This is a genomic window from Paenibacillus sp. O199 (assembly GCF_001636635.1).
Classification (GTDB): Bacteria; Bacillota; Bacilli; order Paenibacillales; family Paenibacillaceae; genus Paenibacillus; species Paenibacillus marchantiae.
Genome location: NZ_LGRP01000057.1, coordinates 1 through 17275, shown reverse-complemented (window position 1 = coordinate 17275; position 17275 = coordinate 1). Strand labels below are relative to the sequence as shown.

The 17275-nt window shown below is 47.2% G+C and carries 11 protein-coding genes; 10 read left to right on the top strand and 1 reads right to left on the bottom strand.

The window, feature by feature from the left end; all coding sequences use genetic code 11:
* The 10 genes from A6049_RS31055 to ligA form a co-directional block, all read left to right on the top strand.
* Positions 1-653 (top strand): U32 family peptidase (locus tag A6049_RS31055; RefSeq protein WP_205412065.1); only part of this gene is annotated, 653 nt, incomplete at its 5' end.
* Positions 654-820: 167 nt separating this feature from the next.
* Entirely contained in the window at positions 821-4441 is a 3621-nt protein-coding gene (locus A6049_RS32860; protein WP_095206278.1) for a DEAD/DEAH box helicase, read from the top strand.
* Positions 4442-4514: 73 nt separating this feature from the next.
* On the top strand, positions 4515-5393 hold the full coding sequence (gene galU, locus A6049_RS31045; protein ID WP_063568272.1) for a UTP--glucose-1-phosphate uridylyltransferase GalU: 879 nt from the start codon (positions 4515-4517) through the stop codon (positions 5391-5393).
* 183 nt (positions 5394-5576) lie between these two features.
* Entirely contained in the window at positions 5577-6125 is a 549-nt protein-coding gene (rfbC, locus tag A6049_RS31040; RefSeq protein WP_063568271.1) for a dTDP-4-dehydrorhamnose 3,5-epimerase, read from the top strand.
* A 55-nt stretch (positions 6126-6180) separates the two neighbouring features.
* Positions 6181-7206, top strand: coding sequence for a dTDP-glucose 4,6-dehydratase (rfbB, locus tag A6049_RS31035; protein WP_063568270.1), 1026 nt, complete (start codon positions 6181-6183; stop codon positions 7204-7206).
* Complete coding sequence (gene rfbD / locus A6049_RS31030) at positions 7203-8084, top strand: dTDP-4-dehydrorhamnose reductase (protein ID WP_063568269.1); 882 nt, start codon at positions 7203-7205, stop codon at positions 8082-8084. Before rfbB ends, rfbD begins: the two co-directional genes overlap by 4 nt.
* Before the next feature lie 190 nt (positions 8085-8274).
* Positions 8275-9150 (top strand): phosphatidylinositol-specific phospholipase C/glycerophosphodiester phosphodiesterase family protein, encoded by an 876-nt coding sequence (locus A6049_RS31025; RefSeq protein WP_063568268.1) that lies wholly within the window; start codon positions 8275-8277, stop codon positions 9148-9150.
* A gap of 288 nt (positions 9151-9438) precedes the next feature.
* Positions 9439-10125 carry a heptaprenylglyceryl phosphate synthase gene (pcrB, locus tag A6049_RS31020; RefSeq protein WP_481853516.1) on the top strand — a complete coding sequence of 229 codons (687 nt, stop codon included), beginning with the start codon at positions 9439-9441 and terminating at the stop codon, positions 10123-10125.
* 427 nt (positions 10126-10552) lie between these two features.
* Positions 10553-12916, top strand: coding sequence for a DNA helicase PcrA (gene pcrA / locus A6049_RS31015; RefSeq protein WP_063568266.1), 2364 nt, complete (start codon positions 10553-10555; stop codon positions 12914-12916).
* An 81-nt stretch (positions 12917-12997) separates the two neighbouring features.
* Positions 12998-15016 (top strand): NAD-dependent DNA ligase LigA, encoded by a 2019-nt coding sequence (gene ligA, locus A6049_RS31010; protein ID WP_063568265.1) that lies wholly within the window; start codon positions 12998-13000, stop codon positions 15014-15016.
* Positions 15017-15168: 152 nt separating this feature from the next.
* Here ligA and A6049_RS31005 read toward each other — a convergent pair whose 3' ends face one another.
* The gene (locus A6049_RS31005; RefSeq protein ID WP_063568264.1) at positions 15169-16521 is read right to left on the bottom strand and encodes a molybdopterin-dependent oxidoreductase; all 1353 of its coding nucleotides are present in this window, start codon (positions 16519-16521) and stop codon (positions 15169-15171) included.
* Positions 16522-17275: the final 754 nt, after the last annotated feature.

The following is a 17275-nucleotide window of genomic DNA, read 5'->3' as shown; positions in this document are numbered from 1 at the left end:
GTTTGCAGCCGGATGCTGTGCTCGTACGTAATACGGGTGCGCTGTACTTCTACCTGCGCCACCGGATGGAGAATCCGGATGCGAAGCACCCGGAACTGATCGGTGACTTCTCATTGAACATCGCCAACCATAAAGCGGTAGAACTGTTTTTGGAAGCAGGATGTGACTGGATCACGCCATCCTATGACCTGAACATCCAACAAATGGTTGATCTGCTGGGTCACTCCCGTACAAGCCAGACCGAAGTGGTTATTCATCAGCATTTGCCGATGTTCCACACCGAGCATTGTGTGTACTGTACGTTTATGAGTGAAGGTACGGACTTTACGAACTGTGGTCGTCCTTGTGAAGAACAGCGTGCATCGCTGCAAGACCGGATTGGCATGTCTCACCCGGTACGTGTGGATGAAGGCTGCCGTAATACCGTTTATAATGCGGTGGAACAATCCGGTGCTGAATATCTGACCAACTTCATGGATCTGGGTGTATCCCGCTATCGTGTGGAATTCCTGGAGGAAACTCCAGAGCAGGTGCGTGAGGTTATTGATCTGTATAACCGTGCTCTGCGTGGCGAGATCAGTGGTACACAAGTTTGGAAAACGCTGAAAGCAACAAACCAGCTTGGCGTAACGCGTGGTCAACTGGTGAAATAATAGATCGAAACCGGAACAAACAGCAACAGGCATGAAGTATGAAGCAACCCCAATCTCTGCTTTACGGAGCTCTTGGGGTTTTTTCTATAAAAGAGACTTGAACTACACCTATACTAAATTCGTATGTGGTATCTTGTTTGTCAGAGAAATATAGGAGGCGAAGAACCGTGGCGCCATTCACGATGATGGATATCAAATTGCTGTGCGGGGTCACGGCTTTCAAACGGGGAGAAGCGTATAACCAATCTGGGAGGGTGACCAATCTGGTTGCCAGTCAGGATGAACGTCATTACGAAGCTGTGGTTCGAGGTACAGAACGATACAAAGTAACGGTTGATCTGGATGATGCAGGTGAGGTTGTTGCCGGATGCAGTTGTCCGGGCGATGGGAGATATTATGACTATTGCAAACATGTGGCTGCCGTTTTGCTGGCGATTCATGAATGGGGAGAACAGCGTGACACGGGCTCTCAAACATCCTCGAAGCTGGTGTCCAAACCTGATCGTGGCTCCAGTTCCAGAGTAGGAACGCTGGTGGAGGAGAAGGAGTGGGAGCGTCCAAACTCCATTTCAAATACCGACTCAGTAATGAATGTGGGATCTCATTCAACTTCATCTGCTCAGGCCTTTGCAGCCGAGCCATTGTCTTCCGAATCCAAGCTTGATGACCATTCGGATATGGATCGTCCGTCCGTACATTTCGCTCAAGCGGGTCGACCAAGCTCGGCTCCTGGATGGGGTAGATCAGCAGATAAACCTTCCTACCGCACAGCAGATCAGATTCTTTCCATGTTTGCCAAAGAACGCAGCCCCCTGCAATCAAATGATCGTAAATACACTGCGCCTGTAACCAGGTCTTCATTGCGGGAGGAGCTGCAGCTCCAATTTATATGCAAGCTTGTGCAAGTTCACAAAGGTGGAGCCAAACTCGCGCTTGAACTGAAGGTAGGAAATAAACGCCTGTATGTCGTTCAGAAAGTGAAGCAATTCCTGAACTGCATTGAGAATGGTGAGCCGATGTCGTTTACCAAGCTATTTTTCTACGACCCTTCAAAGCATTATTTTAAGCCCCAGGATCAGGCGATCCTGTCTATGCTTATTCGGATGAGGCAGAGTGAGGAAGCATACCGTGAATCCATCTCGGGTTACTTGGGTGCTTCAGACGGAAGAGATATATTGATTGCTCCTCTGGTCTGGAAGCCTCTATTGGATTTGCTGCTGCAGGCAGATAGCCGGATGGAGGGAACAGGGTTAGCCAATGGTCCGCTCACTTTGGGTGAAGGGGCACTGCCATTATTTTATCGTATTGCGCAGGGGACTAATGAAGGATATCAGCTTGAGATCTCCGGATTGCGTGAGTTAATTCTTCTTCCAGCCTATGATGCTGCCGTGGTGGAAGGGCAATTGCATATGTTGGAGCCGATGCAGATGCGAAGTCTGGAGGATTTGAGCAGAGCGCTCACTTCTTATGGAATCAAGGAAAGTATCGATATTTCTGCTCAGCAGGTGGATGAATTCGTGCAGCATGTAGTGCCGGAATTGCGTACACTTGGACATCTGTCGATCGACTCCCAGGTGAGAGAACGAATCGCAGAGCCGGAGCTCGCGCCAAAGTTGTATATTGATTTCTACCGGGAACGGATTACTGCGCGTCTGGAGTTTGATTACGGTGTAATGGTGATTAATCCGCTGGCCGAATATTTGATCGATGAGGAAGAGAAAAAGGTGATTTTGGTACGTGACCGTCATGCGGAGCGTAACCTAATCGACCGACTAGATCGCTCTTTCCTGAAACGGGATGGCAGTGTATGGGCAAGTGAAAGAGAAGATGCGGTATACGATGTGATGTATCATTTGCTGCCGGAGCTTGAGAAGCAGGTAGATGTCTATATCCCGAATGCGGTGAAGGCCATGGTGCAATCCTATCCGACACCGCCGAAAGTTCGGGCAGATCTGGGCAAAGGCTTGGATTGGCTGGAGATCTCATTCGAGATGGAAGGTGTAGATGAGCTGGAGCTTCAGGAAATTATGCGCAGCATTGTGGAAAAGAAACCGTATTTCCGCTTGCGCAGCGGTGTGTTTGTCTCTCTCGAAAATGACGGAGCGGACAGCTTTGCACACATGGCGGATTCGCTTGGACTGGCGTCGGGCGATATCAATGGCAGTCATATTCGTCTGCCAGCAGTTCGAGCCTTGCAGCTTCCTGGCCGAGACGAGGTTTCGGGCCATGTGAAGTGGGGAGGTTCTCTGAAACGTTTCCTGGATGATCTTCGTGATCCCGAGCGGATGGATTTTGCATTACCGGATGCGCTTGCTCCCGTGTTGCGTGATTATCAGGCCAGTGGATATCAGTGGCTGCGTACACTCGCATTTTACCGATTTGGCGGTATCCTGGCAGATGATATGGGACTTGGTAAAACGCTGCAAAGTATTGCCTATATCGCGGCAGAACTGAAAGAAAAGCCGAAACAGCACATAAGCAATCCAGGTGATGTTGATTACACTGTCGATGAGGGAACTTTCGGGAATAACATCCCAGATGAAGTACAGGCCGGACTGTTGGACCAACAATCTACTCATCCCCCGGTACTCGTCGTTGCACCAGCTTCGTTAACGTACAACTGGGCCAATGAATTTGCCCGATTTGCGCCGCATTTGCGAGTTCTGATTGCAGCTGGGCAGAAAGACGAACGAGCCAGTATGCTCGAAGGTATGGATGACGCAGATGTTATTGTGACGTCCTACCCGCTATTGCGCCGCGATCTGGACACATATCTCGGGAGAACGTTTCATACGCTTATTTTGGATGAAGCCCAGTCTATCAAGAACTCTTCTTCCCAGACAGCCCAAGCGGTTAAACAGATTGAGGCACCACGTCGCTTCGCTCTTACAGGAACACCCGTGGAGAACTCATTGGATGAGCTATGGTCGATCTTTGAAGCGGTTTTCCCGGGCCTATTTCCAAGCTATCGCAGATTCCGAGATCTGCCTCCTGAACGCATTGCCCGGATGGTCCGTCCGTTTATTCTTCGCCGTCTGAAGAAAGATGTGCTGGAGGAATTGCCGGATCGTATTGAAACCGTTCAGCGCTCCGAGCTGAAGGACGAACAGAAGAAACTGTATGCCGCGTACCTGTCTCAGCTTCAGGATGAGACATCCAAGGATATGGAAGAGAACGGTTTTCAGAAGAACCGGATTAAAATACTGGCTGGTATTACACGCCTGCGCCAGTTGTGCTGTCATCCCGCTCTCTTTGTGGAGGGTTATCAAGGGGATTCTGGGAAAATGGAGCAGCTGCTGGAGACGGTCCAGGATTGTCTCGCTGCTGGCAAGCGGATTCTCATCTTCTCCCAGTTTGCTAGCATGCTGAATCTGATTCGACAGACGCTCGCTGCACAGGGGAGAGATTTGTTCTACCTGGATGGTCAGACACCTGCACAGAGTCGGGTAGAAATGTGCCGCAGATTCAACGAAGGTGAAGCTGAGCTGTTCCTGATCTCCTTGAAGGCTGGCGGTACCGGATTGAACTTAACAGGTGCAGATACTGTTATTTTATATGATTTGTGGTGGAATCCTGCCGTGGAAGAACAGGCCATCGGACGTGCCCATCGTATGGGACAGAAACAAGTCGTACAGGTTATCCGTCTCGTTACAGAAGGTACGATTGAAGAGAAGATTCTGGAGCTGCAGCAGCGCAAAAAGGATTTGATTGCCGAAGTCATTGAACCCGGAGATCGAGGATCGACCACCTTATCCGAGCAGGATATCCGGGAGCTGTTGATGGTATAATGAAGTCTAGCCAAATTAGTATTCAATTCATCTAATATATAATTATTTCTCCACCAGAAGGGGCGGATCTAGCGTGCGTATTCGCAAAGCAATCATTCCAGCGGCCGGGCTCGGTACCCGTTTTCTGCCTGCCACGAAGGCGATGCCCAAGGAAATGCTGCCAATCGTTGACAAACCAACGATCCAGTACATTATTGAAGAAGCTGTGGCTTCAGGCATTGAAGATATCATTATCGTAACAGGTAAAGGTAAACGGGCCATCGAGGATCATTTTGACTATTCATTCGAATTGGAACAGAATCTGGCTGGTAAACAGAAGTGGGATCTGCTGAATGAAGTTCGCAAGCCCTCCGAGATGGCAGACATCCATTATATCCGTCAAAAGGAACCGAAAGGTCTTGGACACGCCATCTGGTGTGCCCGCAAGTTTATCGGAAACGAACCATTTGCCGTGCTACTGGGGGATGACATCGTGGAGTCCAATCATCCTTGTCTTCAACAAATGATCGAAGTCTATGATGAATTGCAATCTCCGATCGTAGGTGTACAGCCTGTTGATTGGAGCGAAGTGTCTCGTTACGGGATTGTGGACGGGGAATTGGTATCTCGCACCGAAGATCGTGTGTACCGTGCGCGTCGTTTGATTGAGAAACCGAAGACGGAAGAATCACCTTCCAATCTGGCGATTATGGGACGTTATATTCTGACGCCGGATATCTTCGATATCCTTGGTCAGCAGTCTGCTGGCGTGGGTGGAGAAATCCAGTTAACGGATGCCTTGTCCCGTCTGAATGACCAGCGGCAGATTCTAGCCTATCACTTTGACGGTCTGCGTCATGATGTTGGGGAGAAGCTTGGTTTTATTGAAACCACGATTCATTATGCCCTTCAGCGCCCGGATTTGCGGGAGGATTTGTTGAAGTATTTGGAGCATATAGTACAGAACAAATAGAGAAATCGCTATGATCAAGCCCAGCCGAAAGTAAAACACCGGCTGGGTTTTAATTATTTTATGGAACAACGTATTGAAATATCATGATTTAACCAGGCCAATGAACGATCACTTGCCCGATGCTTTACATATACATAGATTAATATGAAGAAATGCTGTTAATAGCAATAACGGAGGGATAACATGAAGGTGATTCCGCTGTTTATGGATGGCGCAGCTATATTGGAACCTAAGGTTTATGGCGATCATCGGGGATATTTCGTGGAAAGTTATAATGAGCGTGTTCTGTATGAAAATGGTATACATCATGTGTTTGTTCAGGACAATCAATCCCTGTCCGCCGAAGCTGGAGTTCTTCGCGGACTTCATTACCAGCTTCAGCCCAGAGCACAGACCAAGTTGGTCAGAGTAATATCCGGAGCCATCTATGATGTTATTGTAGATATTCGTACGACTTCACCAACCTTTGGACAGTGGAAAAGTGTCATTCTTAGTGAGTATAATCAGCGGCAGTTGCTTGTCCCCCAAGGTTTCGCTCATGGATTCTGTACACTGGTGCCACATACACAGGTGACATACAAGGTGGATGCATACTATTCGCCTGAACATGACCGGGGTATTTTGTGGAACGATCCAGCGCTCGGGATTGATTGGCCTGTGTCGGATCCCATTCTCTCCGAGAAAGACCAGAAGCACCCTTTACTTCAAGGGGCGGAACTGAATTTTGGCTAACTAAAACAAGCTTCTCGGATCGAACAGTATCTGGGGGCAGAAGGAGAGAGATAACATGAAACTGCTCGTTACTGGAGGGGCTGGATTTATTGGCAGCAACTTTGTGATGTATATGCTTCATGAGCATCCTGATTATGAAATTGTTAACGTGGATTCCTTAACGTATGCGGGCAACCTTGAGAATTTGCAATCCGTAGAATCGAATTCTCAATATACGTTTATCCGAGCGGATATCACTGACGTTCAGAAAATGGAACAAATTATTTCCCAAGGGATCGATGTAATCGTCAATTTTGCGGCTGAGTCTCATGTGGATCGCAGCATTCTGTCCCCCGATATTTTTGTGCGTACCAATGTACTCGGAACTCAGGTGTTGCTGGATGCGGCGAAGAAATATCAGGTTACCAAATATGTTCAGGTGTCTACGGATGAAGTATATGGTTCACTTGGTCCAACAGGTTTGTTTACAGAAGACACACCTTTGATGCCGAACAGCCCTTACTCTGCCAGTAAAGCGGGTGGGGATTTGCTTGTCAGAGCGTATTATGAAACCTATGGTTTGCCTGTAAACATTACACGTTGTTCGAACAATTATGGACCTTTCCAATTTCCAGAGAAACTTATACCGCTTATTATATCTCGTGCATTAAATGATGAGGCTGTTCCTGTCTATGGCGATGGGCTTAATATTCGTGATTGGCTCTATGTAGAAGATCACTGTAGTGCTATCGATCTGGTCATTCATAATGGCAAGATTGGAGAGGTATATAACATCGGGGGAAATAATGAACGTACCAATATATATATTGTTGAAAAGATTCTAGAACAACTAGGCAAACCTGCAAGTTTGATTCAATATGTACAGGATCGACTAGGCCACGACCGACGTTATGGGATTGACCCGACAAAATTGCATACTGAGCTTGGCTGGAAGCCCGTGCACAATTTTGAGACAGGGATCAAGGAAACCATCCAGTGGTATCTGAACCATCAGGAATGGTGGACACGAATTCAATCAGGTACGTATCAAGATTATGTAAAACTTCAGTATGGCGATCGAATGGGTGATCCTACAAAATGAAGTATAGAGTGATGGTGACGGGGGCTGCGGGACAGCTCGGATACGATGTTGTAAAGATATTTCGAGCTGGTGGTCATGATGTCATGGCCTGTGACAGGGACCAATTGGACATTACCGATCAACAGCAATGCAGAGAAACCATTAACGCTTTCCAGCCTCACATCATCGTTCATTGTGCTGCCTATACAGCCGTTGATAAGGCCGAGACAGATGAGGATATGGCGTACACAGTCAATGTAACAGGCACTAGAAATATAGCCGTTGCTGCAGAGAAAGTGAAAGCCAAACTGATTTATATTAGTACCGACTACGTATTTGATGGCACGGCAACGAGGCCTTATCAGGAATTTGATTTGACGAATCCGCAGACCGTGTATGGCAAGTCAAAGCTTGCCGGAGAGAGACTGGTCGAGAGTCTCTGCACGCGATGGTTTATTATACGAACATCATGGGTGTTTGGAGTACACGGCAGTAATTTTGTCAAAACCATGTTGGAACTTCTGGAGAAGCGTCCTCGACTTCAGGTCGTTCATGATCAACAAGGGTCGCCCACATATACTGTGGATTTAGCCAGACTCGTGAGTGAACTTTCATTAACTGAGAAATATGGTATCTACCATGCCTCTAATTCTGGAATGTGCACCTGGTATGAATTTGCACAGGCCATTGCAGAAGAAGCATCCAAGCAATCCGGATTCAAACTGAGTGCTGTTCTCGAGCCTTGTACCACCGGGCAATTCCCACGTCCTGCTCCTCGACCTCAATATTCCGTAATGGATCATCTCGCTATTCGTACAAACGGTCTGCCACCGATGAGAGCTTGGCGCGAAGCTTTGATCGCATTTCTGAATGAATTGAGTGTGCAACCAACCGAATAGATGGTGCTTCTTAACCATTCGAAATACTGCATCCCTAGATTTAACAGCCGCCTTCGGGCGGCTTTTTGTTTTACACCTCTCCAATCAGGGTAGTTAGCTATCAAAAAGGAAAAACCGCACATGCTTCGTCATATCATGTTATTCGTACTCTTTTTCTTCCCTACCACCCTGATAAGGATGTGAACGCCATATGAAACGAATTGCCGCCGTCATTACACTACTCATCGTAACCGTGGGCACACTCTTTTTTGCCTATGACAGTCAGAGCGAGGAACAGCACGATGGGTTTACGGCCTATCGACTGATTGCTCATGCAATGGGCAGTATCCGTGAACAGCCTTACACCAACGCCTATGAGGCGATGATTGCCAATTATGAGAAGGGCACACGTGTGTTTGAGATTGACTTTATGCTGACCTCGGACCGTAAAGCAGTAGCCAGACATGAATGGACCGCCAACATGAGCAAAATGCTGGGACAGGACGAGGAGTTACCCGAAGACAAACAGGCTGGGGCATTGACACATGATGAATTTATGAATACGCCCATTCTGGGCATGTACCAACCTATGGATGCCGACGGCATTATGGATGTATTGGCCAAGTACCCGGATATGTATATCGTGACCGATACAAAAGAACAGAAAGACGAGGATATTCAGCAGGTGCTAAAATCACTCGTGGACGCAGCCAAGAAACATGACTCTTCAATCCTTAATCGGGTAGTAGTACAGATCTATAACGAGCCAATGCTCGAAACCGTGAAAGAAATCTACGCGTTTCCTTCTATTATCTATACACTTTACGCTACGCAGGATACTGAAGCCCAGGTGGTTGATTTTGTACAAAAGAATGACATCGATGCCGTAACCATGCCGGAATATAAAGTGAACCAGAATTTCGTTGCCAAGCTGAAGCAGGCAGGAGCCGTCACCTACGTTCATACCATTAATGACACCGATCAGGTAGCGAACTATGAGAAATGGGGCGTGTACGGCGTGTATTCGGATGTATTAACCGAGCAGGAACTGGATGAGATGAACACACGTTTTGCCTGGAAACCTTGAGTATAAAATTATGATTCAGAGGTTGCGGTATCCCTACTTGAGACTTTGGATCCAACTCTACTCAAGATATTGATGTTCGAAGTGGCACCAGGCGCTGGCTTAAATTCTGTAGCATCACATCCCTGCCATCTAAAATTACAGGCTTCTCCTGCAATTCCAGGGAAAAGTCTGTGATTTTTTGTTCCCCTTTTTATACGAACATTGACACTCACTCCCTGCTGACTTAGACTTAGTTTACAAGCTTTTTAGGATGCAGAAGAACCTCTGGAGGAATGTTCGTTGATAGACATGATTAAGCAGTGGAGACATGTATTTAAGCTAGACCCGGACCGGGAAATAACGGATGAAGCACTTGACCTGATCTGCATGTCGGGAACTGATGCCATTATTGTTGGCGGGTCTTCGGGAATTACCTATGACAACACGGTGGACCTGATGTCCAGAGTACGTCGCTACGAGCTGCCCTGTGTGCTTGAAGTATCCGATCTGGAGGCAGTTGTGCCTGGTTTTGACGGATATCTGATTCCGATGGTGCTGAATGCAACGGATAGCAAATGGATGATCGGACAGCACCAGCAAGCCATCGAGCGTTACGGTTACCTGATCCCATGGGATCTGCTTATTGCAGAAGGTTATATTGTCCTTAATGCCGACTCCACTGTTGCCCGAATGACGGGAGCGGATACGGAATTAACGACGGATGCTGCGGTTGCTTACGCCCAGGCTGCGGAACGTCTGCTAAACCTGCCTATCGTATATATGGAGTACAGCGGAACGTTTGGAGATATGGAGCTGGTTGGAGAGACACACAGACAACTCACCAAGGCGCATCTTATCTACGGCGGCGGGATTGATAGTCCGGAGAAAGCTGGACAAGCTGCACAGGTCGCAGACACTGTTGTGGTTGGAAACATTGTGTACAGTGATTTGCACAAGGCGTTGGAGACGGTCCAAGCTGTGAAACAATCCGTTTAATCGGTTTAGTTTACCATTCCCCCAATTTCCCCTCTTGATCTGTTAAAATAGAACTTCGGCTTTGCTAAATAGAACAAGTTACATGAGCGCAATGTCGTTTACACAAGAACGTAGACTGCAATGGAGAAGCGGAGCGTTCTCACTTTTTCAACAACTGAAAGAACTGAAAGATAGTAATTGCAGTTCAATTGTAATTTCAACTACTCTTAAAAATAAGCTAAACTAATTTTTACACGAGAACGAAGAGGACAGAAATAAGCTGGAGAAACGAAGTGCTCGCATTTATTACCGGATTTTCACTTTGAAAAAAGTAGATCAAAAAATCCGGGAATAACGGCGATCGGAAGATTATTCTGTCATCGTAGTGACGAGTGTAACCCTTAGTACTACTTATATCGATTTCAACCAATGAAAGGAGCATGCATGCATGCAACCTGTAAATATACATGATGCCGTAGCACGGCTTAACACCCCCCAACGGCAAGCCGTCGAGGCGACGGATGGACCGCTGTTGATTATGGCTGGAGCGGGCAGTGGCAAGACCCGTGTGCTAACACACCGGATTGCCTATCTTATTGCAACGCGAAAAGCACCCCCTTGGGGTATTTTGGCTATTACGTTTACGAACAAAGCGGCACGCGAGATGCAAGACCGGGTATCCCAACTGGTTGGCAGCTCTCAGGGTCGTGACATCTGGGTATCAACGTTTCACTCCATGTGTGTGCGTATTCTGCGCCGTGACATTGAACGCATCGGCTTCACCTCCAATTTCAGCATTTTGGATTCATCTGACCAATTATCTGTCATTCGTAGTTGTATGAAAGACCAGAACATCGACACCAAGAAATTTGAGCCAAAAGCCGTTCAATCGATGATGAGTACCGCGAAGAATGAATTGATCAGTCCGGAGCAATATGAGAAACAGGCTGCTGACTATTTTGAAGGCATTGTGGCGAAAGTGTATAAGATGTACCAAAAACGGCTCAGAGCCAACAACTCGCTCGATTTTGATGATCTCATCATGGCGACTATTCAACTTTTCAAAGAGGTACCGGAAGTTCTCGACTTTTACCAAAAGAAATTCCAGTACATTCACGTGGATGAGTACCAGGATACCAACCGTGCGCAGTACATGCTTTGCCGTATGCTTGCTGATAGTCATCACCGCATTTGCGTCGTAGGGGATAGTGACCAATCAATTTATCGCTGGCGTGGAGCGGATATCAGCAACATCCTGAATTTTGAGAAAGACTACCCTGAAGCCAATACGATTTTGCTCGAGCAAAACTATCGTTCCACTTCGAATATCCTGAATGCAGCGAATGAGGTAATCGGCCTGAATACTGGGCGCAAACCGAAGAAACTGTGGACGGACAAAGAGGGTGGCTCAAAGATCAAGGTGTACCGTGCGGATTCCGAACATGATGAGGGGTATTTTGTAACCTCTGAGATTAGTAAAAATGTGAAGAACGGCAAATCCTATCAGAACCATGCCATTTTGTACCGTACCAACGCCCAGTCCCGGGTTATAGAGGAAATTCTGATCAAGTCTGATATTCCGTATCAGATCGTTGGCGGCATCAAGTTCTATGATCGTAAAGAGATCAAGGACATTCTGGCGTATCTGCGCCTGCTTTCGAACCCCGATGATGACATCAGCCTTACCCGGATTATTAATGTACCAAAACGCAGCATTGGTGATACAACGGTAGCGAAGCTGGCAGCTGCAGCAGGAGAACGGGGGATTTCAATATACCGTGTGCTTCAGGTTGTGGACGATCTCGGTTTTGCCGGTCGAACGCGGAATGCGCTGGTGGAGTTCTATGATATGATCGCCGCGCTGCATCAGATGGTAGAGTATCTGTCTGTGACTGAATTGACCGAGAAGATTCTCGAGATGAGCCAGTACCGACTTGAGATGCAAAATGAAAACACACTCGAATCCCGTGCACGGTTGGAGAACATTGATGAGTTCCTGTCCGTAACTATGGAATTTGAGAAAAATAATGAAGACAAAACGCTCGTTTCGTTCCTCACCGATCTCGCACTGATTGCGGATATCGACAGTATGAACGATGATGAAGAGGATCAGAGTGACGCAGTTACCCTGATGACGATGCACAGTGCCAAAGGTCTGGAATTCCCTGTCGTCTTTATCGTTGGTATGGAGGAAGGAGTTTTCCCACACAGCCGGGCCTTTATGGATAACGAGGAGCTGGAGGAAGAACGCAGACTGGCTTATGTGGGCATTACGCGTGCGGAGGAACAACTCTTCCTGTCTTGCGCGCAAATGAGGACCTTGTTCGGACGCACAACGGCGAACCCGCCTTCGCGCTTCCTGGATGAAATTCCGGATGAGCTAAAAGAAGATACTTCGATGGCTCGTGACCGCTACCGTCGTGGTAGCAGCGCAGGTGGATCATATGGTGGCCGTGGACTTGGTGCCAGTGGAGGAAGCAATTTTGGTGGCGGAGCAAGCAAGCTGTTTGATCGTCAGAGCCAAGGCGGTTCTTCCGCTTCGTCAGTTACTTCCTCACGGGTTACCATGAGTACGTCGTCCAGTACATCCAGCACGCCTGCCCCGTCGTCGGCATCTAAACCGGTCGCTGCCGGAGCTGGTTCTGACGGATTCAAAGCCGGAGATAAAGTACAACACGGCAAATGGGGAACAGGTACCATTGTTGGGGTGAAAGGATCGGGTAATGACACAGAGCTTCAGATCGCATTCCCGGCCCCGGTTGGCCTAAAACGTCTGCTTGCAGGCTTTGCCCCAATCACCAAAGTGGAATAGATATTCATGAACGAACTTAGAGATTGCTCTAACGTTCGTTCTACATAGATCCAAATTATAATAACGGAGGGATGGCCCTGTATGGACCCGATGCACCGGATGGAGCAACTCGTTACCGAGCTAAACCAGCATAATTATCAGTACTACACGATGGATCAGCCGCAGATCAGCGACAAGGAGTATGATCTTCTGTACGACGAACTGGTTACGCTGGAACAGGAGAGTGGCATGGTTTTGCCTGATTCTCCGACACAGCGTGTGGGTGGTGAACTGCTCAAAGGGTTTACACCGCATCGTCATTTATCCTCATTGTGGAGCTTGGACAAAGCCCAGAATATAGAGCAGCTGCGAAACTGGAATACTCGCGTGCTCAAGCTGGTCAATGACTTCAACACCAAAAATCCGGACAATCCGTTGCCCGAACCTGGCTATGTGATTGAACTGAAGTTTGACGGTTTGACCCTGAATCTAACGTACACAAACGGTGAGTTGGTTCAAGCCTCTACGCGTGGAAACGGAGCTGTAGGGGAGGGCATTTTGGCTCAGGTTAGAACCATTAAATCTGTTCCGCTTAAAATCCCGTATACAGGCGGCACAATTGAAGTCCAGGGTGAAGGCATCATGAACCTGTCTGTATTGAATCGTTATAATGAAACGGCAGCAGAGCCGCTCAAAAATGCCCGGAATGCCGCAGCAGGAGCACTGCGCAACCTTAATCCGAAGACTACCGCTGAGCGACGGTTGAACGCCTATTTCTATAATGTAGGTTATTCGGATGATATTCAGTTTGCTAACCATCAGGAGATGATGGACTTTCTCCGTGAGAATCGATTCAAAGTCAATCCGTCCATTACGTATTTCCATGAGTTTGATGATGTGATGGAGCAGTTGGCTGCGATACAGGAGAGCCGTGGTCAACTAGACTACCTGATCGATGGAGCTGTTATCAAAATCACAGACATGCGCACCCGTGAAGCACTGGGTTACACGGATAAATTCCCGCGTTGGGCGGTAGCGTACAAATTCGAGGCGGAAGAGACCACAACCGTTCTGAACTCTGTAGTCTGGAATGTGGGTCGTACCGGCAAAGTAACTCCACTTGCTCGAGTTGAACCGGTTGAGCTAGCTGGGGTAACGGTACAGAACTGCACGTTGAATAACGTAGGTGACATTGAGCGGAAAAATCTGAAGTTTGCCTTGGGTACACGTGTCTTTATCCGTCGTTCCAATGATGTTATTCCTGAGATACTGGGTAAAGTGACTGAAGAGAGTGACGGCGAGGAAATCGTGTTCCCTGAGCAATGTCCGGCATGTGGATTCCCGCTGGAACAGCGTGGAGCGCATTTATTCTGTAACAACAAGCTGGCGTGCAAACCGCAGACGGTGGCCCGGATTTCTCATTTTGCTTCCCGTGATGCTATGGACATTGAGACATTCAGCGAGAAAACGGCGATTCAGCTGTACGATGAATTGAACGTGCGTGAGCCTGCTGACCTGTATACATTGCAATTCGATGATTTGGTGAAGCTGGAGCGGTTTGGTGAAAAGAAAGCGAACAACCTTATTGCTGCACTGGAGCAGAGCAAGGATCGTGACCTCGCTTCGTTCCTATATTCACTGGGTATTCCGAATACAGGTAAATCGACTACACGTATGCTGGCTGATCATTACCGCGACCTGCATGCCATTATGAATGCAACGGCAGAGGAACTCGTTGAACTACCTGATGTAGGTGGTATTGTAGCTGAGAGCATTGTGACTTTCTTTGCAGACCCGTTTACAAAGGCAGCTATCGAGAAGATGCTGAATTTAGGCGTGAAAGCTCAGGCGCCTGAGGCACCAGCAGCGATTGTGGAAGATTCCTTCTTCAGTGGCAAAACGGTCGTGCTGACCGGAACGCTGCATCAACTTACGCGGGAAGAGGCAACGCAACGACTCGAAGCACTTGGAGCGAAGGTAACGGGTAGTGTCTCCAAAAAGACAGACCTCGTTATTGCCGGAGAGAAGGCAGGTTCTAAACTGACCAAAGCTCATGATCTCGGCATTCCTACCATTGAGGATGAGGACGAACTTGTACGTCTTTTAAATCAAGAGGGATAGATTCTGAATGTGGAGTAGGCTTTGATTAAATCGGAGCGTAACTCGAATAAGGTATAGATAACTTAAAGACCCCTGTACCACGAATAAGTGGAACGGGGGTCTTTTGTTTGCACATTTATTTAAACTCAACTGTATATCGGCAGTAACTCAAATCAGGAACGCGCCTGAGAAGCACCAGTAAGCCATGCATCCTTGTCATAACCTCGTTCTTCCCAGTAGCCGATATGTTCGCTGTCAATCAGTTCAATACGATTCAGCCACTTGACGGACTTATAGGCATACATCTGGGGAATGACCAAGCGTACCGGACCGCCCAAATCTGCCGGGATCGGTTTGCCGTCATGCATGACAGCTACCATAATATCATCCATCTGTGCCTGATCCATCGTTATCGCATCCGTATATACACCGTCCCCGGAGTAGAACTTGACGCTGTGCGCTTCGGGTTTTACGCCTGCTTGGGTCAAAAGTTGCTTAAGAGATATTCCCTCCCAAGTATTCTTATATACAGACCAGCCTGTAACGCAGTGAAAGTCGCTGACCTGAACGGTACGTGCAAGCTTCACGAACTGCTCCCAGTTCCATACCTGTGCCCGTTCAACAAGCCCATCAATCCGGAATGACCAGTTTGCATTGGAAAAGGAAGGTATCGGTGTAACCGTGTATACGCGAAAATGACCTTCAGCTCCGCCTCCGACGGGCGGTGAGGAAGCTGGCAGCGCTTGTGGCAAAGGTACCATGTGATTGGGGTCGTTCTCCAGCATGCTATCAATACTATTGTCTAGTTTGAGGTTTCGTCCAACCCATGATATAAAAGTAGGCCCCAAAGTCACAGCTAGGCCCACGCCTACAGCAGAACGAATAAATGCCCGCCGTGTATACACGGGTTGAGGTTTCTCTGGTTGATGGAGAGGACTCTCCTTAATGGTACGTATAGATTCGGTAGAAACTACCGCTGCTGGCGTTGTATATTCATCAGGAGCATCAGTTGGATGCACCCTATTTCTACCCTCTGCTACAACTGTCGTTGCTTTTACTGCACGGCGTGCAGGATCTTTTAACCATCTCGTTCGCGTGATGGAGTGGTAGATAATATAAGGCAGGCCCACCCAAGTCAGCAAATCATGAACCAGAAGCGCGGCATTCGACCATCTCGGCCCAGCGAGCTTGAACTGCCATAACACTATACCTGATAACAGCCACCCTACCAGCAGTGCAAGAACAACGATTGTATTTGCTCTCTGCCACGGCCGATTACGAAGTTGTTTCCAGTGCTTTCCGGCCAAAAGTAAGTAATACACCACAGGTGCTAGCATAGCTAGCCCGACGACAATATGTAGCCACTTTAACCATACGCGTCCAATCCCGAGTAACTCACGCCAGAAACCACCGACCAACATAAGACCTGATACCGCGAGGATAACAACAATCCAGGCATTCCAGGCATGAATGGAAACGAGCTTTTTACCATAACCCTTTCGAATGTTCTTCAGCCATTGCTTCATATGCTTTCACCCCATATAGGTTATTCATCAGAGCATCCTCGATATAAATGAAGCCGATTGTGATTAGAGAGCGGTTCTGAATTTAGTATTATTGTGTACTGTGTCAGTGATTACTTGAACGGGAGTATCCTATTCATTCCTTATTCTATATTATATATACCTTATTATAGAGCGTTTGGATCACTTGTATCAAAAGGGGAGGGGAAACACTTCCTTATATAAAAGTATCCTCTAAATGATTATCTAATACTATTTGTTCACAAGTAGATGTGCTCATTCTGTTTTTAGTAAATTAAATTCATTTTTCAGTAACTCGAAGTATCTGTATGTAAATAGAGTTGATCCATCCGGATTCATATAATCTGTCGATTGATGTAGTTGAGAGTTTCGTTAGATAGCGGGAGTTGTGGATTATAAATCATTTATATAAAGGTTATTAAAAAGTGCTTGCTAAATAAATTAGATCATGATATATTATTTCTTGTCGCCTCAAGCGAATGATTGTCGAAATGCTTTGAACGCTGACGAAAAAAAGAGTTGACAGTTAGTTAGTCGACATGATAAGATAAAATTCCTGTCCGGTTGACAAGCATTAACACAAACGGACAACAAGTTCCTTGAAAACTGAACAAATGGATAGTAACTTTTGATTCATAATGAATCGTCAGTTTCAAAATGAGCTTATCGCTCTTTTCAATACCACCGATGATTTTCATAGCGTCTAACCACGCTGCTGAAATTCATCTTTATTGGA

What these genes read in the sequence shown, in the direction of transcription:
- pcrA (WP_063568266.1), top strand. Translation starts at nt 10,553, where the DNA reads ATGCAACCTGTAAATATACATGATGCCGTAGCACGGCTTAACACCCCC.
- A6049_RS31025 (WP_063568268.1), top strand. Translation starts at nt 8,275, where the DNA reads ATGAAACGAATTGCCGCCGTCATTACACTACTCATCGTAACCGTGGGC.
- rfbB (WP_063568270.1), top strand. Translation starts at nt 6,181, where the DNA reads ATGAAACTGCTCGTTACTGGAGGGGCTGGATTTATTGGCAGCAACTTT.
- rfbD (WP_063568269.1), top strand. Translation starts at nt 7,203, where the DNA reads ATGAAGTATAGAGTGATGGTGACGGGGGCTGCGGGACAGCTCGGATAC.
- rfbC (WP_063568271.1), top strand. Translation starts at nt 5,577, where the DNA reads ATGAAGGTGATTCCGCTGTTTATGGATGGCGCAGCTATATTGGAACCT.
- A6049_RS31005 (WP_063568264.1), bottom strand. Translation starts at nt 16,521, where the DNA reads ATGAAGCAATGGCTGAAGAACATTCGAAAGGGTTATGGTAAAAAGCTC.
- pcrB (WP_481853516.1), top strand. Translation starts at nt 9,439, where the DNA reads ATGATTAAGCAGTGGAGACATGTATTTAAGCTAGACCCGGACCGGGAA.
- ligA (WP_063568265.1), top strand. Translation starts at nt 12,998, where the DNA reads ATGGACCCGATGCACCGGATGGAGCAACTCGTTACCGAGCTAAACCAG.